Raw genomic sequence first — 17,721 nt, 5'->3', positions numbered from 1 at the left:
ATCACTCCGCATTGCTCCAAGCTGGGCGGAGATCTCCGCATCAGCTCGTTCGGCATGCCCATTTCGCGTGCAGCGATGCGGGTGTGACGATGCCGAAAGGTATTGAGGTGAAAGTTCCGTACAGGAGATACCTCTCCTGTGTTGTCGTGGCGACGGTAGCGGGCACACTGTGGCCGCAGGTCGCCTACGCGACTCCGCAGCCGTCGGCGGCGGGTGACGACAAGAGCGTCTCCGACACGATCGCCGGCTGGTTCTCGGGGGACGAGGACCAGGACGCGCCCCACGCGTCCGAGGCGCCGTCGACCGGTGGGGCTTCGGTGGTGCCGAGCCGGGAGAAGCTGCCGAGGGGCAAGGCGGCGGCGAAGGCGAAGCGTGTCGCGGAGCTGACGGGGAAGCGGACGGCGAACGCCCGCTACTGGCAGTTGTCGGACGGGCGGGTGCAGGCCGAGGTGTCGGCGGTGCCGACCGGGTACCGGGCGGGCAGGTCCTGGAAGGACATCGACCCGACGGTCGTCCCGTCCGGCGCCGAGGGCTTCGCGTTCTCCAACACGACGAACGCGGCGTCCAGTTGGTTCGGCGCGGACGCGGAGCGGCTGCTGCGTTTCCAGGCTGCCGGGCACACGGTGACCCTGGGTCTGAAGGGTGCGGGGAAGCTCACGCCGGTCGCCGAGGGTGACACGGTCACGTACAAGGACGCGGTGTCGGGTGCGGATCTTTCGTACGTGGTCGGTCCGGGGCGGGTGAAGGAGAACATCGTCCTGGACGCGAAGCCGTCCGGTCCGGTGTCGTTCACGTTCACGCTGGATGCGGGCGGGCTGACGCCGAAGCAGAACAAGGACGGCTCGCTCTCCTTCTTCGGTGAGGGCGCCGATCCGGTCCTGGTGATCCCGGCGGCGTTCATGACGGACGCGAGGAAGGACGCGAAGGCCGCGTACGGTTCCGCGTACAGCGGGAACGTGACCCAGAAGCTGACGCGGGCGGGCAAGGGCTGGGACCTCACGGTCACGCCGGACGCGTCGTGGCTGGCGGCGCCCGGGCGGCAGTATCCGGTGACGATCGATCCGACGCTGTCGATCGCGCCGACGCCGACGACGGCGCAGGACGTGATGATCTCGTCGGACGGTGCGACGACGAACTACGACGACAACTGGCGTCTGTCGGTCGGCAACACCTCCACCGGTACGTCGCGTGCGCTGATCCGGTTCCCCGTCGGCAGTATTCCGGCGGGCACGAAGCTGGACTCGGCCGATCTGAAGCTGTACTTCGACCAGACGCACACCACGGGTGACTCCGAGGTGCAGCTGGAGGCGCACCGCGCGACGCAGGCGTGGACGGAGTCCGGGGCGACCTGGAGCAATGCGAGCGCCATCACCGGTGAGCTGTCGGGCACGGCGGTCGTGGTGGACAACGCCGAGGCGGGTCGTACGGCGGCGGTGGGTGCGTGGCCGGCGTCGGGGAACACGGCGTATACGCAGTACGCGGTGAACCAGACGTACATGTACAACAAGGATGCGGTCGCGGGTGACTCGTACACCTGGCAGCCGAGTCTTCCCGAGGACGGCGTCTACCAGGTCGAGACGCATAACGTTCCGGCCTCGGATCGTGCGACGAACGCGCCGTTCACCGTCACCTACGACGGTGGGACGAAGCAGTACCTCGTCGACCAGCAGGCCGGTACGGCCGGTGTGTGGAAGACGCTGGGCTCGCATCCGTTCAAGGCGGGCACGCTCGGGAAGATCGTCCTGGGTGACGGGCCCGCGTCGGCGACGACTTCGGTGATCGCGGACGCGGTGCGGTTCACCAGGGGCGGTGTGGTCACCAAGCAGCCCGGTGAGCTGAACACCTGGCACTCCTTCCCCGTCACCAAGACGGTGCAGTCGTGGATCGACGGCACGAACGTCAACAACGGTTTCGTGATCAAGGCCGGTGACGAGTCCGCCAACGGCCCCAAGGGCGGACCCCGTTACGAGGGCAGCGAGTTCGGGTACGGCGGCGAGACCGCCAACTACCCGCGTCTGGTGCTGACGTTCGGCCGTCAGGGCGTCGACCTCGCCGCCCCGACGACCATCCACGACACCGGCGCGGAGCTGTCCTGGTCCGCGTACCAGGACAAGGACCCGGTCGCCACCGGCGACGACCTCGTCGAGTACCAGGTCCACCGCTCCGTCAGCCAGACCTTCACGCCTTCGGCCGCCACGCTCGTCGCGCCGGTCGCGCCGGGTACGACGTCGTACACGGACACCTCGGCGACGCCGACGAAGGCGGACGACGCCGACCCGTTCGGCCGGGCGTACTACTACATGGTCGCGGTCAAGACGAAGGACGGGCAGGTCGTCGCCGCCCCCACCCAGCTCGTCCGCCTGCCCAAGGCCGGCCGCACGACGAAGGTGTTCACCGCGACCCAGGACACCACCCTGTCCTCGGCCCAGACGACGCTTCCGCACGACACGATCGACGACAGCGGCGCGAAGAACTGGCTGAGCGTCGGCAACAACTCCGCCACCTACGGCGACACCCGCGCCCTGCTGAAGTTCCCGGCCCTCGGCATCCCCGCCACCGCCCGGGTCCTGGACGCCAACGTGCGCCTGTGGTCCACGCAGACCGCCCAGGACACCACCGGCGCGCTCTACGAACTCCGCCCGCTGAACCGTGACTTCGACGAGGCCACGGCGACCTGGGTCAAGGCCGACGCGGCCACGAACTGGACGACGGCCGGCGGTGACTTCGGCGCCTCCGTCGCCGACACCGGCGCGATGACGAACGACCCGGCCCGTCACGACTGGAACGTCACCTCGCTGGCACAGTCCTGGGTGAGCACCCCGGCCTCCCAGAAGGGCGTCGTCCTGAAGATGGCCGACGAGGCCGCCTCGCAGGAGCGCACCCTGTTCCTGTCGTCCGAGGGCACCGAACCGCGGCTCGCGCCCAGGATCGTGGTCACCTATGTCGACTCCACGACGGAGTCGACGTACTACGCGCCGCAGACCCCGGCGCGCATGACGCCGAACAGTGACTACACGGTCGACTTCACCCTGACGAACACCACCGCCTCCTCCTGGACGTCGGCGGACAACGTCCTGACCTACAAGTGGGCGCTGCCCGACGGTTCGGACGTCACCACCGGCGGCAACCAGGTCCAGACGGCGCTGCCGACGAACGTCGCCCCGGGCGGCTCGGTCAGCCTGCAGGCGCAGGTGAAGACGCCGATCAACTCGGACAACGGCAACAAGCGCACCGACTACGTGCTGACCTGGGACGTCTACAACAAGACGACCGGCACCTGGACCTCGGGCACCTCCGGCATCCCCGGCCTGAGCCAGAACATCGCGGTGGAGGACCCCACCTCGAACACCCTCGGCCTGGAGAAGTTCTACGGCTACACCGGCAAGAACACCGGCGCCGGCGCCAGCATGATGAACAACATGTCCTCCGGCAACGTGGTGTGGTCGTACAACGCGTTCAACAACCCCGGCCGGGGCCTGAACACGTTCTTCCGGCTGGCCTACAACAGCCTGGACACCTCCGACACGGTCTCCGGCTACGGCTGGTCCATGCAGGCGTCGGGGCCGATCCGCCTGGGCGCGCCGCTGGAGTTCCAGCCCAAGCCGAACCCGACCGAGATCCGTCTTCCCGACGGTGACGGCACGACCCACGTGTTCCGCTGGGACTCGGCCACGAGCTCGTGGAAGGCGCCGGCCGGTGTGCACTACAAGCTGACGGCGAAGCCCGGTCTGGACTGCACCCCGCTGAAGGACCCGATCCCGGACGCCTGGACGATGCTCCGTCCGGACGGGACCCGCTTCCTGTTCGGCTGCGACGGCTACCTGACCTCCACCGTGGACAAGAACGGCAACACCATGCTGTTCACCTACGAGGAGCGGAAGTCCAACAACAAGCCCACCAAGTTCCTGAGGTACATCACCGACCCCGCGTCGCGGCAGACGCTGACGGTGGACTACTTCAAGAAGGGCGACAACTCCTACGAGTACGTCACGGACACGGGCACCATCGCCACGGGTTCGAACCTGACCAACTCCAAGATCTACGACCACATCAAGTCGGTCACCGACATCTCCGGTCGCAAGATCAACTTCTGGTACACCGACAAGGGTCTGCTCGGCCGGTTCACCGACGGTGTGGGCTCCTCGCAGCCGAAGGTGTTCGCGTTCACCTACGACGCCACGCAGGGCAACAAGAACGTCAAGCTGGTGGCGGCCACCGACCCCCGGGGCAACGCCACCAAGCTGGGCTACTACGCGCCCAAGACCGGTGACGACCCGAAGTACCACTGGTGGACCAAGACCATCACGGACCGGCTGAACAACGACACGACGTTCGCCTACCAGGCGGACGCGACGAACCCGAAGTTCACCGACACCAAGGTCACGGACTCCGAGTCGCACTCCTCGGACTACGTCCTGGACGACTTCGGCCGCCAGGTGAAGGCCACCAACGCCAAGTCCGAGACCGTGGACATGTCCTGGGACGCGGACAACAACGTCATCCTCATGAAGGAGGCGAACGGCGCCCAGACCACCTGGACGTACGACCAGAAGACCGGCAACCCGCTGACGATGAAGGACGCGGAGGCCAACAAGAACGGCACCGCGGCCACGGTCTACACGTACCAGACCCGTGCGGACGGCTTCTCGGCCGACCTGTCCACCAAGACCTCTCCCGAGGGCCGCACGTGGCAGTTCGGCTATGACGGCTTCGGCAACCTGAAGACGGTCGCCGACCCGAAGGGCGTCGCCACCACCTCGGTGCCCGGCGACTACACCACGACGTACGACTACGACGCCTACGGACAGCTGGCCAAGGCCACCGACGCCAACGGCAACGCCACCGTCAACTCCGACTTCGACGTCATGGGCTACCCCCGGACGATCACCGACGCGGAGAGCCACGCCACCTCGTTCGTCTACGACGAGCGCGGTCAGGTCACCTCGGTGACCGACGCCCTGGGCACCACCACCACCCAGACCTACGACGCCTTCAAGCGTCCGCTGGTCAACAAGCTGCCCAAGGACCAGGCGCAGGGAGTGTTCATCACCACTCCGGCCCCGGTGTACGACGCCAACGACAACGTCACCACCAGCACCGCCGCGGACGGCGTGGTGTCCACCGCGGTCTACGACTCCGCGGACCAGGTGACCGAGTCGACCGGCCCGGACAACAACCTGAGCGGTCGCACGACGCGCTACACCTACGACAAGGTCGGCAACCTCAGGACCACGACCGAGCCCAAGGGCGTGGCGACGACCTCCGTGCCCGACGACTACGTCACCACCAACAACTACAACGAGATCTACCAGCTCATGTCGGTGGTGAACGCCCAGGGCGACAAGGTCTCCTACGCGTACGACAACGTCGGCAACCCGGTCACGGTCATCGACCCGAAGAAGAACGCCACCGCCGACACCACGGACTACACCAGCAAGACCTCCTTCGACCTCAACCACCGCGTCACCAAGGTCACCGACGCGGCGGGCAAGTTCACCACGAGCGAGTACGACAAGGACTCGCTGATGGTCAGGAGCACCGACAAGGAGGGCAACACCAGCGAGGTCGTCTACGACCAGCGCGGCAAGAAGATCGAGCAGCGCGTCCCGTACGCGGCCGGCACCCTGCGCGTCACGAAGTTCGAGTACGACCAGATGGGCAACGCCACCAAGGTGATCAGTCCGCGCGGCACCGCCACCGCGGCCGTGGACGACTTCACCAGCCGCACCGAGTACGACAGGCTCAACCGCCCGGTCAAGCAGTACCAGCCCTACGACCCGGCGGACGCGCGCTACAACGACCCCAACGTCTACACCCAGACGACCTACGACGCGGTCGGCCGCGCCTCGCGCGTCTCCGCGCCGCCGTCGGCGGGTCAGACGGTCCGCAACGACACCGACTACACCTACTTCGACAACGGCTGGACGAAGGCGTCCACCGACCCGTGGGACATCGTCACCTCCTACGGCTACAACCAGACCGGTCAGCAGATCTCGCGCACCCTCGCCTCCGCCGGCGGCTCCAGCTCGCGGACCCAGGGCTGGGCGTACTACCCCGACGGCAGCCTCCAGGCCCGCTCCGACGACGGCGTGCCGGTCGGTGCCCACGTGGTGGTGGCCGACGACTCCGACAGCCAGACCGTCGCGGCGACCGGCACCTGGGCCACGGCCTCGGCCACCGGCCAGCAGGGCTACGACCACCGCACCCACGCGGCGGGGACGTCGACGGACACGTTCACCTGGACCCTGAACGTCCCGCAGGACGGCACCTACACCGCCTACGCGAAGTACCCGACGACCTCGGGCGCCTCCACGGCGGCGAAGTACACCGTCACCCACGACGCCGGCACCACCGCCAAGACGGTCAACCAGACCACCGGCGGCGGCACCTGGGTCTCGCTGGGCTCGTTCGCCTTCAAGCAGGGGAACGCGTCCAGGATCACCCTGGGGACCGACGCCTCCGGCAAGGTCGTCGCCGACGCGGTGAAGATCGTCCGTACCGTCACCGAGACGGACAACGAGAAGAAGAACTTCACCTACGCGTACGACCTCAACGGCAACCTCACCTCGATCACGGACGCCTCCTCGGGTGCCAAGATCGACACGTACGCGATGACCTACACCGGCCTCAACCAGGTCCAGAAGGTCAGCGAGTCCCTGGCCGGCGTCGAGAAGAAGGCCACGTCGTTCACCTACGACGCCAACGGCCAGAAGGCGACGACGACCCACCCCGACCAGTACGCGCAGTACCTCTACGACCTGCGTGAGCTGGTCAAGACGGTGAAGGTCGGCAAGTCCGCCTCGGACGCCTCGCCGAAGATCACCGACTACACCTACACCGACCGCGGCATGCGGCTGAAGGAGACCAAGGCCAACGGCAACACGGTCGACTACACCTACTACCTCAACGCGGCGCTGAAGGCCCAGACCGAGAAGAAGCCCAACGGCACGCTGGTCTCCTCGCACACCTACGCCTACGACGCCGACGGCAACCAGGCGCAGGACGTCGCGTCCAAGATGAACGCCGACAACCACGGCGCGTATCTGACCTCCACCACGGACTACACCTACGACCCGGTCAACCGGCTCGCCCGGTCCGTGAAGACGGGAACCGGCGCGGGCACCGAGACCTACGTCCACGACAACAACGCCAACGTCGTCACCCAGACGATCAAGAACGTCACGACCGACTACACCTACGACCGCAACCGGCTCCTCAGCTCCAGCGTCGGCGCGGCCACCAACAACTACAACTACGACCCGTACGGCCGGCTGGACACGGTCGTCGCGGCCGGCAAGGTCGTCGAGGACCGGGACTACGACGGCTTCGACCACGTCGTGAAGAACGCCAAGCTGCAGACCGACGGGGTCACGACGAAGACCACCACCTACGTCTTCGACCCCCTGGACCGCACGGCGTCCAAGACGGAGGCCGGCAAGACCACCGACTTCAACTACCTCGGAACCTCCAGCGAGGTCCTCAACGAGGCGGTCGCCGGCGAGGTCACCAAGTCCTACCAGTACAGCCCGTGGGGCGAGCGCCTGACGCAGCTGAAGAAGAACACCGACGGCTCCGAGGAGCTCGGCGTCTACGGCTACAACGGCCACACCGACGTCGAGACCCTCACCGACACCAGCGGTGACACCAAGTCCACCTACGGCTACACGGCCTACGGCACCAACAACGACGCCGAGTTCACCGGCATCGACAAGCCCGACACGGCCCAGCCCGACAAGGAGGCGTACAACCCCTACCGCTTCAACGCGAAGCGCTGGGACGCCGCCAGCGGTACCTACGACATGGGCTTCCGCGACTACAGCCCCGGCCTGAACCGCTTCACCAGCCGGGACATGTACAACGGCGCCCTCGCCGACATGCGGCTGGGATCGGACCCCTTCACGGGGAACCGCTACGCCTTCACCGGTGGCAACCCGATCAGCAGCGTCGAGATCGACGGGCACAACTGGTGCGAAGGGGGAGCCTTCTGCCCCTGGGACGACAACTTCGCCTCTGCCTGGGTCGGCACCGTCGAGACCGTCGCCGACACGCTCGCCAGCCCCGTGATCGCCGCGGAGCCGCTCCTCCGGGAGCACTGCCCCGGCTGCTTCGGGACCCCCGGCAATCCCAATGGCGTGGACCTGGGATTCGAATGGGTCTCGGGCACCGGCCCCAAGCACCGGGACTTCGGCGGGAACGACGCCTTCACGCAGTCGCTCATGGACCACTACCACGTCCAGCGGGTGCGGGAGATCGCGGCCAGCAACGTCAACGGCGGAAACTACAACCTGGGTGCCGACGTCAAGCAGTGGACGGACAAGGACACGGGCGTCACGTACAACAACGGACTGAATCACTCGCTGAACTCCAAGACCGTCTTCATGGACTTCACGTCGAACATGTCCGCGGCGTTCCTGGGTTCCTACAACATGGACTACACGGTCAAGTCCGTCGACAAGGAGGCGGGGACCGCGACCATTCAGTTCCATGTGAGCAACGACAGCACCATGAACTCGGGGACCCATATCGCCCCGGAGCTCGGCGGGTACAGTGACTGGTGGAGCGAGAACATCGCCAAGCCCCTGAACTCGTATTACGATTCGGGGCGTTTCAGCACGAAATCGCAGGACATCACGTGGACGGAGACGGTCGACCTCGACGACCCCCAGTCTCCGTCGGCGCCATCGGGATCGTCCGGGTCGTCGGACTCGTCCGGCGGCGGCCTGCTGGACAGCATCACGAGTTGGGTCTCCAGCCTCTTCTGACGGAGGACTGACGGAAATCTGACGAAAACGGCGGGGCCGCCCACCAGGGGATCCCTGGTGGGCGGCCCCGCCGCCAGAACGACTGGAAGCAGACGGCATGAAGCTCGACGTATCTCGCATGGGCGCAGTCCTTGCGACCGCCGCTTTGACGGTGATCTCCTCGACCGCCTGCGGGCCGGGAAAGCCCGCCCCTGTGATCCCGAAGGCCGTACAGCATTCCGAACTGGTCGGCCGGTGGGACGGGGAGTCGAAATGCGGCTCGCCGGTCATCCGGCTGCGTGACGACTACACCTTTACCGGAAAGGACGTTCCGGTCGCGTGGGACGGCCCCGTGCCGGACGCGAAGGTGACGCGCCGTTCGGCCGACGGAAAATGGCATGCGGTCAATGACGACCCCGGGCTGCCGCCCTATCTGGTGCTTCGTTTCGACCACCGGAACGACCACCAGACTCTTTCGTTCACGTTGGTGCAGGGAAAGCTGCAGATGAACGGGAGCGTCGAGGCGGACGGGGGGGATCCCTATTCCTATCCGTGCCATTACAGGCGCACTTCCGCCGACCCGGAATTCGGCGGATAGCGTGCCGAAGGGGCGGACGGGTCATCGGACCCGTCCGCCCCTTCGTCGTCTTCCTAGTAGGTCAGGATGCCCGGGTCCGAGACGTCCGGGGTGCCCGTCTCGATGTGGCCGGCGAGGCGGCGGAGGTAGTCCGCGCTCGACGGGGTCGTGATCGTCACGTCGTACCAGCGGTGGCCGGCGGGCGGGGTGACGGTGTGGGTGACGGTGGCGCCCCGCGCGACCGAGAGGGTCGTGGGCGAGCCGCCGTAGGCGTTGGTGACGGTCACGGTGGCGGTGGTGCCCGCGTTGGTGAACGTGAGGTCGAGGCGGCCCGTGCCGGCGTTGTGGCGGGCGGTCACCTCGGGGACGGCCGTCTTGCCGGGGGAGCGGAAGCGGCGCAGGAAGCCGTTGGGGCCGTGGACCGTGAGGTCGGTCACGCCCTTGGAGTACTTCGTGTTCCAGGTGTCGGCGATCGACTTGTTCGCCTCCGCCGTGTACGTCCACGGCACGTCGGTGCGGTTGGCCGACGTCACGTAGAACTGGGCGCCCGCCGCCGGGCCGCCGCTGAAGGTGAGGCGGTAGGTGCCGGCCGTGGTGTCGGCGGAGCCGTCCACGTACGGGGCGTACTTCAGCGGGCGGGTGGGCTTGGCACCCGGCTCCTGGCGGGGCATCGTCCCGACGGCCGGGGCGGTGGCGGGGAAGTCGGGGTGGCGGTTCTTGTCCGGCGGGTAGTAGCCGGCCGTCGGCGGCAGCGGGGCGGGCTGCGTGTTCGTCCGCGTGAAGTCGAAGGCCGAGGTCAGGTCGCCGCAGATGGCCCGGCGCCAGGGCGAGATCTGCGGCTCGCGGACGCCGAAGCGGCTCTCCATGAAGCGGATCACCGAGGTGTGGTCGAAGGTCTCCGAACAGGTGTAGCCGCCGGTCGACCAGGGCGAGACGACGATCATCGGGACGCGCGGGCCGAGACCGTAGGGGCCGGCCACGTAGCCGGTCTTGCCGCCGAAGTAGTCCAGGGCGGTCGGGGCGGTGGACAGGCCCTGTGCCGCCGAGCCCGGGGCGTACGGCGGCACGACGTGGTCGAAGAAGCCGTCGTTCTCGTCGTACGTGATGAACAGGGCGGTACGGGCCCACACGTCCGGGTTCGAGGTCAGCGCGTCCAGGACCTGCGCGATGTACCAGGCGCCGTAGTTCGAGGGCCAGTTGGCGTGCTCCGAGAAGGCCTCCGGGGCGGCGATCCAGGCGACCTGGGGCAGCCGGCCGCCCTGCACGTCGGCGCGCAGGATGTCGAAGAAGCCCTCGCCGGCCTTGGCGTTCGTGCCGGTGCGGGCCTTGTCGTGGAGCGGGTTGCCCGGCTGGGCGTTGCGGTAGTTGTTGAAGTAGAGCAGGGAGTTGTCGCCGTAGTTGCCGCGGAAGGCGTCGTCGATCCAGCCCCACGAGCCGGCCGCGTTCAGGCCGTCGCCGATGTCCTGGTAGATCTTCCAGGAGACGCCCGCCGACTCCAGGCGCTCGGGGTAGGTCGTCCAGCCGTAGCCCGCCTCGGCGTTGTTCAGGACGGGGCCGCCGCCCGTGCCGTCGTTGCCGACGTGACCGGTCCACATGTAGTAGCGGTTGGGGTCGGTCGCGCCGATGAACGAGCAGTGGTAGGCGTCGCAGATGGTGAAGGCGTCGGCGAGCGCGTAGTGGAACGGGATGTCCTCACGGGTGAGGTGGGCCATCGTGGCCTTGGTCTTGGCCGGGATCCAGTTGTTGTACTTGGCCTTGTTGAAGGCGCTCTGGCCGCCCTGCCAGTCGTGGTTCAGGCCCTGGAGGTGCTCCATGCCCAGCTTGTCGCTGGTCGGGCGGAAGGGCAGCGTGACGTTCCCCGAGTTGTCCTCCTGGTTCCAGACGGACTTGCCGCTGGGGAGGGTGACGGGGCGCGGGTCGCCGAAGCCGCGTACGCCCTTCATCGCCCCGAAGTAGTGGTCGAAGGAACGGTTCTCCTGCATCAGGACGACGATGTGCTCGATGTCCTGGATCGTGCCGGTGGATCCCTGCGCCGGTATCGCGGCGGCGCGGGCGATGCTGTCCGAGAGCATCGTGAACGCGGCGGCGCCGCCGGTCAGCTGAAGGAACCGGCGGCGGTTGAGGTCGGCCATGGGGGAGTTGCCCTCCGGGTGTGAGTGCGTGCGTGGGGGTGCGGGTGCGGCGACCGTGCGGACGGGTCGACGGGCGCCCCACAGGAGAGCGCCCGCGAACCACCGCCCGGCGGCCGTCCCATGACTGCCCGTCGTACGGCAGACGAATCCCCCGTGCCCGAACGTGAAAACTCACAACCGAACGCCCCTGGTGGGTCGATGACCACCAGGGGTGTACGGGAACCAACAGAAGGCCACGCGCCGAACTGCGCGGAGAGCCGCTCGGAGGACTACTCGACGACGAGCTCGACCGCGATGTTCCCGCGGGTGGCCTTCGAGTACGGGCAGAAGGCGTGCGTCTTCTCCAGGAGGGCGAGGCCGGCCTCGCCCTGGAGGTGGTCGGGGAACTCGGCGCGCATCACGACCGCGAGGCCGAAGCCGCCGTCCGTCGCGTCCTTGCCGATGGAGACCTCGGCGGTGACGGAGGCCTCGGAGATGTCGATCTTCTCCTGGCGGGCGACGACACCCATGGCGCTGGCGAAGCAGGCCGCGTACCCGGCGGCGAAGAGCTGCTCCGGGTTGGTGCCCTGGCCGTTGCCGCCGAGCGCCTGCGGGTGGGCGAGGGGGAGGTCGATGTGGCCGTCGGAGCTGACGGCGCGGCCCTCGCGGCCGTTGGCGGTGGCGACGGCGGTGTAGATCGCGTCCATGGGGTCTTCCGTTCCTCGGAGGGTCCGTGTCGTGCTGCCCTCATATTGTTAGTGCGCGATTCAGTTGTGCACAACTCAATCGTGTGTGATGCGCGTCTCCCGTACCCTGGACCCCATGGACGAGGACTACCTCCGGCTCGACAACCAGATCTGCTTCTCCCTGCACGCCGCCACGCGCGCCTTCAACGGCGTCTACCGCGAGGCACTCAGGGAGCTCGGGCTCACCTACCCCCAGTACCTCGTCATGCTCGTGCTCTGGGAGCACGGCGAGCTGCCCGTGAAGGGCATCGGCGAGCGGCTGCGGCTCGACTCCGGCACCCTGTCGCCGCTGCTCAAGCGCCTGGAGGCGGCCGGCCACGTCGAGCGGCGCCGCAGCCCCGAGGACGAGCGGTCCGTCACCGTCCGCCTCACCGACGAGGGCGCCGCCCTGCGCGGGAAGGCCCTCGGCGTGCCCCGCCGGATCGCCGCCGCGACCGGCCTCGGCCTCGACGAGATCGGCGACCTGCGGGAGCGCCTCGACGCGCTGGCCTCCCGGCTCGACGCCGTCGACCCGAACGACCTCGCCTCCTGCGCGACGGGGCTCTGACGATCACCGCGCGGTGATCACCAGGGCCGCGTTGTGCCCGCCGAAGCCCACCGACGTGGAGACCGCGAGACCCAGCCGGGCCCCCCGGGCCGTCGTGGGGACGTCCAGGTCGATGCCCTCGCCCGGCTCCGCGAAGTTCGCCGTCGGCGGCACGGTGTCCTGCGCCAGGGACAGCACCGTCAGCGCCGCCTCCACCGCCCCCGCCGCCCCCAGCAGGTGCCCGGTCACGCCCTTCGTCGACGTCACCGGCGGCCGGTGCGGCAGCAGCGCCGCGAGCACCGCCGCCTCCACGGCGTCACCCCGCGGCGTACCCGTCCCGTGCGCGTTCACCAGGTCGACGTCGCCCGGCACCGCGCCCGCCTCGGCGAGCGCGCCCCGGACCGCCGCGGTCAGGCCCGAGCCGTCGGGCCGGGGCGCCACCACGTGGTGGGCGTCCGAGGTCGCCCCGTAGCCGCGGATCACCGCCCGGACCCCGGCCCCGCGCGCGGCGGCGTCCGCCGGGCGCTCCAGGACCAGGAACCCGGCGCCCTCCGCCATCACGAAGCCCTCCCGGTCCCGGTCGAACGGCCGCAGCCCGCCAGCCGGGTCGTCGAACCGGCGGGACAGCGCGCGCAGCCGGTCGAAGCCCGCGAGGTAGAACGGGCTCAGCGAGGCCTCCGCCCCGCCCGCGAGCACGATGTCGCAGCGCCCCAGGGTCAGCAGGTCCAGTGCGGTGCCGATCGCCGTGGCCCCCGCCGCGCACGCCGTGGTCACCGCCGCCGACGGGCCCCGGACGCCGAACTCGACGGCCAGCTGCCCCGCGACCCCGTTCGGCAGCGCGCCCGGCACCGCGAACGCGGACATGTCCCCGGGGCCGTCCGCCCGCAGCACCTCGCGCTGCGCCTCGAACGTGAGGACGCCGCCCGCCCCGATCCCGACGACCACGCCGACCCGCGCCCCGTCCCAGCCCGCGGGGTCGAGGCCGGCGTCGGCGAGCGCCTCCCGTGCCGCGACGAGACCGAGGAGCGCGCTGCGGTCGGGCCGCCGCGCCGTCACCGCCCGGCCGAGGTCCCCGGGCGGCTCCGGCGCCCGGCAGACGAGGTACCGCAGTCCGTCCCGCTCCTCCAGGACGGCGGTGGCCTTCCCGGTACGGACGGTCTCCCAGGTCGTCGCCGCGTCGGCCCCGGCCGGGGTGAAGAGGCCGACACCGGTGACGGCCGCCCCGGGGCCGGGCCGGCCGCCGGGCATCAGGCCACCTCCGCGTACCGGGAGACGAGCTCCTCGATCGCGGTGACCGTGGGGGCCGCGTACAGCTCCTCCTCGGGGACCGGGACACCCCGCTCCCTGCGCAGGACGAGCGCCAGCTCGGTCAGCAGGAGGCTGTCGAGCCCGGCCTCCTCGCGGGTGGACTCCGGGGTGATGTCCGCCGGGTCGAGACCGAGCGAGACGAGCACGGTCTTCAGATCGTCGAAGGTCATGGAACGTTCCTCAGGGAGTGGGGGAGAGGCGCGTGCCGCAGGCGCGCGCGTGGTTCAGGCCGAGCAGGACGCACACGTCCGTCAGGACGGGCACGTGGTACGTGAGCGGACGCGGCCCGACCTGGTCGGGCCGCGAGACGAAACCGCCGTCGGGGCGCTGCCGCTCCAGGAGGTGCCGCACGGCCCGCTCCGCCGAGGCCCGGGCGGACGGCGTCCGGGCGACGGCGATCAGCGCGTACGCCGTACTGATCGGATCGCTGGGGTCCGACGGCACATGGCCCCAGCCGCCGTCGGCGTTCTGGGTGTCGACGAGCCGGGCGACGGCCCGGGCCCGCGCCCGGGCGACCTCGTCCAGAGCCGGGTGGCCGGGCGCGGCCGCCCGGAAGGAGTCGTACGCGAGGACCGTACGGAACAGCGCGTTGCTCTCGTTGAGGCTCCAGCTGCGCTCGTACCGCCGGCCCGACTCCCGCGGAGCCATCAGGAACCGCACCGCCCCCTCGACCACCGGCAGGTACGCGGGCCCCGGCGCGAGCGCGTTCACGGCGCCCGCGGTCATCGCCGTCTCGGAGGCCGTACCGCGCTCGAACGTCGGGAAGCCGCCGTCCTCGCCGCGCCGGGCGAGCAGGTACCGCTCGCCGGCCGCCACCCGCTCCCGGAGCCGGTCCGGGGCGATCGCGCGCAGGAACTCCACGCAGTACGCGGTGTCGTCGACGTCGCTCTGGGCCACACCCCGGTCGAAACCCCACCCCCCGTCCGGGTTCTGCTGGAGGGCCAGCGCGTCCGCGAGGACGCCCGTCGTCGGCCGGGGCGCGCCCGCGCCCGCCAGGGCGAGCCCGCCGGTCGCCGTGGCGAACACGGCGAGACCGGTGAAGGCGGGGAGCCCGCCGTCCGGGCACAGCCACTCCCGCAGCTCCCGCGCCCGCGCCCGGACCCCGGCCGCGTACCGCGGGTGATGGCGGAGCGCCAGCAGCGCCAGTATCCAGGCCAGATGATTGCCGTACGGGGGCGGGCCGGGCCGCGAGCACGGCGCGAGGGCCTGCCAGTCCGGCGGGGCGACGCGCCCCGGTTCGCCGGTGCCGAAGGCGTGGAGGACCTTCAGCGCGGCCATCTCCACGGACAGCCACCGCTGTTGCCCCCGCGCGTCGAACGAGCGCTCCGGGTGCGGCAGTCCGAGGTGCGGGTGGGCGTCCAGCTCGGCCAGGATCGTCTGGAACATCAGCCGCTTGCGCCCGGCGGTGAAGTGGTCGAAGTCGCCGAGCAGCCGGTCGAGCGCGGCCCGTCCGTCCACGTACTCGCCCAGCGCCGCGCGGGCCGCGGCCTCCTGCACGGGGTCGGGGGCGCCCTCGTTCACGGCGGTCTTCAGGCGGCGGGCAAGCCGCTCCTGGCCGTCCGGGTCCACTCCCGTCACCGTGAGCAGCCGCAGGGCCAGGGCGGTCTCCAGGACCCGGCTGTCGCACGGGGCCCGCAGCAGCCCGTCGGGTCCGGCCGCCGCGAGCAGGCGGGTGGCGAGCCGGGCCCGGGCGCGGTCGAGCCGCTCGGTTCCCGGGACGGGTTCCGGCCGGGGACCGGGCACGGAGAGGGAAGGGCCGGTTAAGGGCAGCGCGCGGTACGTCATGGGGGAGGAGTCCTCACAGCGGTGTCGTACGAAGGACGAGGAGGGGATGGTCAGCGGGGGAAGAGGCGCCGTAGGGCCTCCGCGCCGGCCGGGACCAGCGGGGTGTAGCCGCCGGTCAGGACCGCGAGCGGCGCGACGAAGCCGCACCAGGCGATCTCGCGGGGATCGGGCAGGGGCGCCCGGTCCGCCGTCCAGCGGTGGACCGTCAGGAAGCAGGCGCCGTGCGGATCGTCGACGCGGGTCCGGTACGCCTCGGTGAGGCCGGGCGCCCGCTCCCAGCCCAGTTCCTCGCGGAGCTCCCGGAGCGCGGCCGCGCGGTACTCCTCGCCGCTCCGCACCGCCCCGCCGACCAGGACGTCGAAGTGGTCCGGGTAGGCCCGCGCCGAGGCGGTCCGCCGGTAGAGGAGGACCCGGCCGGCGCGGTCGGTGCAGACGGTGGCCGCGTACCGGCGGAGCAGCCCGGCGGGAGGCCCGGAGCCCCGGCCGCCCTGGGTCACCACCCGGTCCCGGCGGTCGACGTAGTCGACCCGCTCGGAGGACCAGGCGGGGGAGGTGCGGGTCTCGGGGGACCCGTACCCGGGCGGGCCGTACCGGTTCGCGTCGCGGTCGTCCGGGGCGGGCGCGTTCACGGGCGCTCGCGGACGCGTGCGTGCAGGGGTCCGGCCGGGCGCAGGTTGATGCCGAACACGGGCTCGCCCACCGGCCCGGTCGTCTCCACCGTGAACCGGGCGAGGAGCGCGCCGAGCAGCACCTCCATCTCCCGCATCGCGAACCGGGTGCCGAGACAGGCGCGCGGGCCGATGCCGAACGGCAGGTACGCGCCCGGCGGCAGCGGCGACCGGACCGGGAAGCGGCCCGGGTCGAAGGCCTCGGGCTCGGGCCAGACCTCCGGGTCGCGGTGGGTGAGGTACGGGCAGACGAGGAGGTCCGTACCGGCGGGGAGCGCCCAGCCGTCCAGCGTCCCGTCCGCCACGGCCGTCCGGGGCAGCAGCCAGCCCGTCGGGTACAGCCGCAGCGTCTCGGACAGCACCGCCTCCACGGCCCCGCTGTCCCCGGCTGCCCGCTCCATGACTTCCGGATGCCGGTCGAGCAGGACGAAAGCCCAGGTCAGCGTCCGGGCGCTGCTCTCGTACCCGGCGACGAGCAGGGTGACGAGCTCGTCGCGGATCAGCCGGTCCGTGTACGCGGGATCCGACGCGGCGGCGTCGAGCAGCCGGTCCAGGACGCTCACCCCGGCGCCGCCCGCCCGGTGGCGGGCCCGCGCGTCGGCGAGCGCCCGGAACATCCGCTCGTCGAGCGCGGCCAGCGCCGCCTCCGCCGCCGGCGGCAGTGTGGCCGTGCCGCCCACGTCGGCGGGGAGCGCCGCCACGATGTCCTGCACGGCCGCCAGGTCGACGTACGTCTCCCGGTCCAGGGGCCGGTCCGTGAGCGAGCGCCAGATCGTGTCGACGGTGAAGAACTGCACGTCCTCGGCGATGTCCGCCGGCTCGCCCCGGCGGGCCCGCTCCGCCCAGCGGTCGACGACGCACGCCGCCGCCCCCGCGATGTGGTGCTCCCACCGCTGGACGCCCCGGCCCGTGAACATCGCCTGGAGGACCCTCCGTTGGGACCGCCAGGCCTCGCCCGTCGCGCTCAGCATGCCGTCGCCGAGGAGGGGCCGGGCCCGGTGCGACCGCTTCACGTACCGGTCGCCGCCGACGCCGAGCACCTGGTGCACCTGCCGGGGCGCCGTGACCAGGACCGCCGACCGGCCGCCGCGACGGAATCCGGTCAGCCGGCCCGGGGCGTGCGCCTGACGGAGGAGGTCGACGAGAGGTGCTCCGGAGGCGGTCCAGGCCGCCACCGCCGCGTCGTCGAGGAAGTCGGGAGGCACGCCGTCCGTCACGCATTGCGCTTGCATGATGACGTATCGTAGCGGTCCGTGCGA

The 17,721-nt window shown here is 70.4% G+C and carries 10 protein-coding genes; 3 read left to right on the top strand and 7 right to left on the bottom strand.

The features are described 5' to 3' along the window. Positions 1-89 precede the first annotated feature (89 nt). Both ACN9MM_RS12720 and ACN9MM_RS12715 read left to right on the top strand, forming a co-directional pair. Positions 90-8,762: a DNRLRE domain-containing protein gene (locus ACN9MM_RS12720; RefSeq protein ID WP_426363734.1), complete on the top strand. Its 8,673-nt coding sequence runs from the start codon at positions 90-92 to the stop codon at positions 8,760-8,762. Positions 8,763-8,859: 97 nt separating this feature from the next. Then, on the top strand, positions 8,860-9,339 hold the full coding sequence (locus tag ACN9MM_RS12715; RefSeq protein ID WP_426363733.1) for a hypothetical protein: 480 nt from the start codon (positions 8,860-8,862) through the stop codon (positions 9,337-9,339). A gap of 53 nt (positions 9,340-9,392) precedes the next feature. On the opposite strand, the gene ACN9MM_RS12710 is transcribed toward ACN9MM_RS12715, so the two are convergent. Together ACN9MM_RS12710 and ACN9MM_RS12705 are read right to left on the bottom strand one after the other, a co-directional pair. Continuing rightward, on the bottom strand, positions 9,393-11,450 hold the full coding sequence (locus tag ACN9MM_RS12710) for a phosphocholine-specific phospholipase C (protein ID WP_426363732.1): 2,058 nt from the start codon (positions 11,448-11,450) through the stop codon (positions 9,393-9,395). Positions 11,451-11,719: 269 nt separating this feature from the next. Next, positions 11,720-12,136, bottom strand: a complete 417-nt coding sequence (locus tag ACN9MM_RS12705) for an organic hydroperoxide resistance protein (RefSeq protein ID WP_426363731.1) — start codon at positions 12,134-12,136, stop codon at positions 11,720-11,722. A gap of 115 nt (positions 12,137-12,251) precedes the next feature. Here ACN9MM_RS12705 and ACN9MM_RS12700 point away from each other — a divergent pair, with 115 nt between their 5' ends. After that, positions 12,252-12,722, top strand: coding sequence for a MarR family winged helix-turn-helix transcriptional regulator (locus tag ACN9MM_RS12700; RefSeq protein WP_426363730.1), 471 nt, complete (start codon positions 12,252-12,254; stop codon positions 12,720-12,722). A 3-nt stretch (positions 12,723-12,725) separates the two neighbouring features. Here the strand turns inward: ACN9MM_RS12700 and ACN9MM_RS12695 are convergent, their stop codons facing one another. From ACN9MM_RS12695 to ACN9MM_RS12675, 5 genes are read right to left on the bottom strand one after another with little or no spacing between them, the layout of a single operon-like run. Further along, entirely contained in the window at positions 12,726-13,949 is a 1,224-nt protein-coding gene (locus ACN9MM_RS12695) for a beta-ketoacyl-[acyl-carrier-protein] synthase family protein (protein ID WP_426363729.1), read from the bottom strand. Next, a complete protein-coding gene (locus tag ACN9MM_RS12690; RefSeq protein ID WP_426363728.1) occupies positions 13,949-14,179 on the bottom strand; it encodes an acyl carrier protein in 231 nt (76 codons plus the stop codon). Before ACN9MM_RS12690 ends, ACN9MM_RS12695 begins: the two co-directional genes overlap by 1 nt. Before the next feature lie 10 nt (positions 14,180-14,189). Further along, the gene (locus tag ACN9MM_RS12685) at positions 14,190-15,794 is read right to left on the bottom strand and encodes a prenyltransferase/squalene oxidase repeat-containing protein (RefSeq protein WP_426363727.1); all 1,605 of its coding nucleotides are present in this window, start codon (positions 15,792-15,794) and stop codon (positions 14,190-14,192) included. 50 nt (positions 15,795-15,844) lie between these two features. Beyond that, positions 15,845-16,423, bottom strand: a complete 579-nt coding sequence (locus ACN9MM_RS12680; protein WP_426363726.1) for an NUDIX domain-containing protein — start codon at positions 16,421-16,423, stop codon at positions 15,845-15,847. Next, positions 16,420-17,694: a cytochrome P450 gene (locus ACN9MM_RS12675; RefSeq protein WP_426363725.1), complete on the bottom strand. Its 1,275-nt coding sequence runs from the start codon at positions 17,692-17,694 to the stop codon at positions 16,420-16,422. The genes ACN9MM_RS12680 and ACN9MM_RS12675 overlap by 4 nt, the downstream gene beginning before the upstream one ends. Positions 17,695-17,721: the final 27 nt, after the last annotated feature.

Origin of the sequence: Streptomyces sp. E-08, assembly GCF_049913095.1 — a bacterium.
In the GTDB taxonomy this organism is placed as follows: Bacteria; Actinomycetota; Actinomycetes; order Streptomycetales; family Streptomycetaceae; genus Streptomyces.
Note: the sequence above shows the minus strand (reverse complement) of the source record. Positions and strands in the feature narration are given on the sequence as shown.

Bases quoted from the DNA above. Each gene is read 5' to 3' on its own strand.
- ACN9MM_RS12720 (WP_426363734.1), top strand. From the start codon at position 90: ATGCCGAAAGGTATTGAGGTGAAAGTTCCGTACAGGAGATACCTCTCC.
- ACN9MM_RS12710 (WP_426363732.1), bottom strand. From the start codon at position 11,450: ATGGCCGACCTCAACCGCCGCCGGTTCCTTCAGCTGACCGGCGGCGCC.
- ACN9MM_RS12675 (WP_426363725.1), bottom strand. From the start codon at position 17,694: ATGCAAGCGCAATGCGTGACGGACGGCGTGCCTCCCGACTTCCTCGAC.
- ACN9MM_RS12715 (WP_426363733.1), top strand. From the start codon at position 8,860: ATGAAGCTCGACGTATCTCGCATGGGCGCAGTCCTTGCGACCGCCGCT.
- ACN9MM_RS12705 (WP_426363731.1), bottom strand. From the start codon at position 12,136: ATGGACGCGATCTACACCGCCGTCGCCACCGCCAACGGCCGCGAGGGC.
- ACN9MM_RS12695 (WP_426363729.1), bottom strand. From the start codon at position 13,949: ATGCCCGGCGGCCGGCCCGGCCCCGGGGCGGCCGTCACCGGTGTCGGC.
- ACN9MM_RS12690 (WP_426363728.1), bottom strand. From the start codon at position 14,179: ATGACCTTCGACGATCTGAAGACCGTGCTCGTCTCGCTCGGTCTCGAC.
- ACN9MM_RS12700 (WP_426363730.1), top strand. From the start codon at position 12,252: ATGGACGAGGACTACCTCCGGCTCGACAACCAGATCTGCTTCTCCCTG.
- ACN9MM_RS12685 (WP_426363727.1), bottom strand. From the start codon at position 15,794: ATGACGTACCGCGCGCTGCCCTTAACCGGCCCTTCCCTCTCCGTGCCC.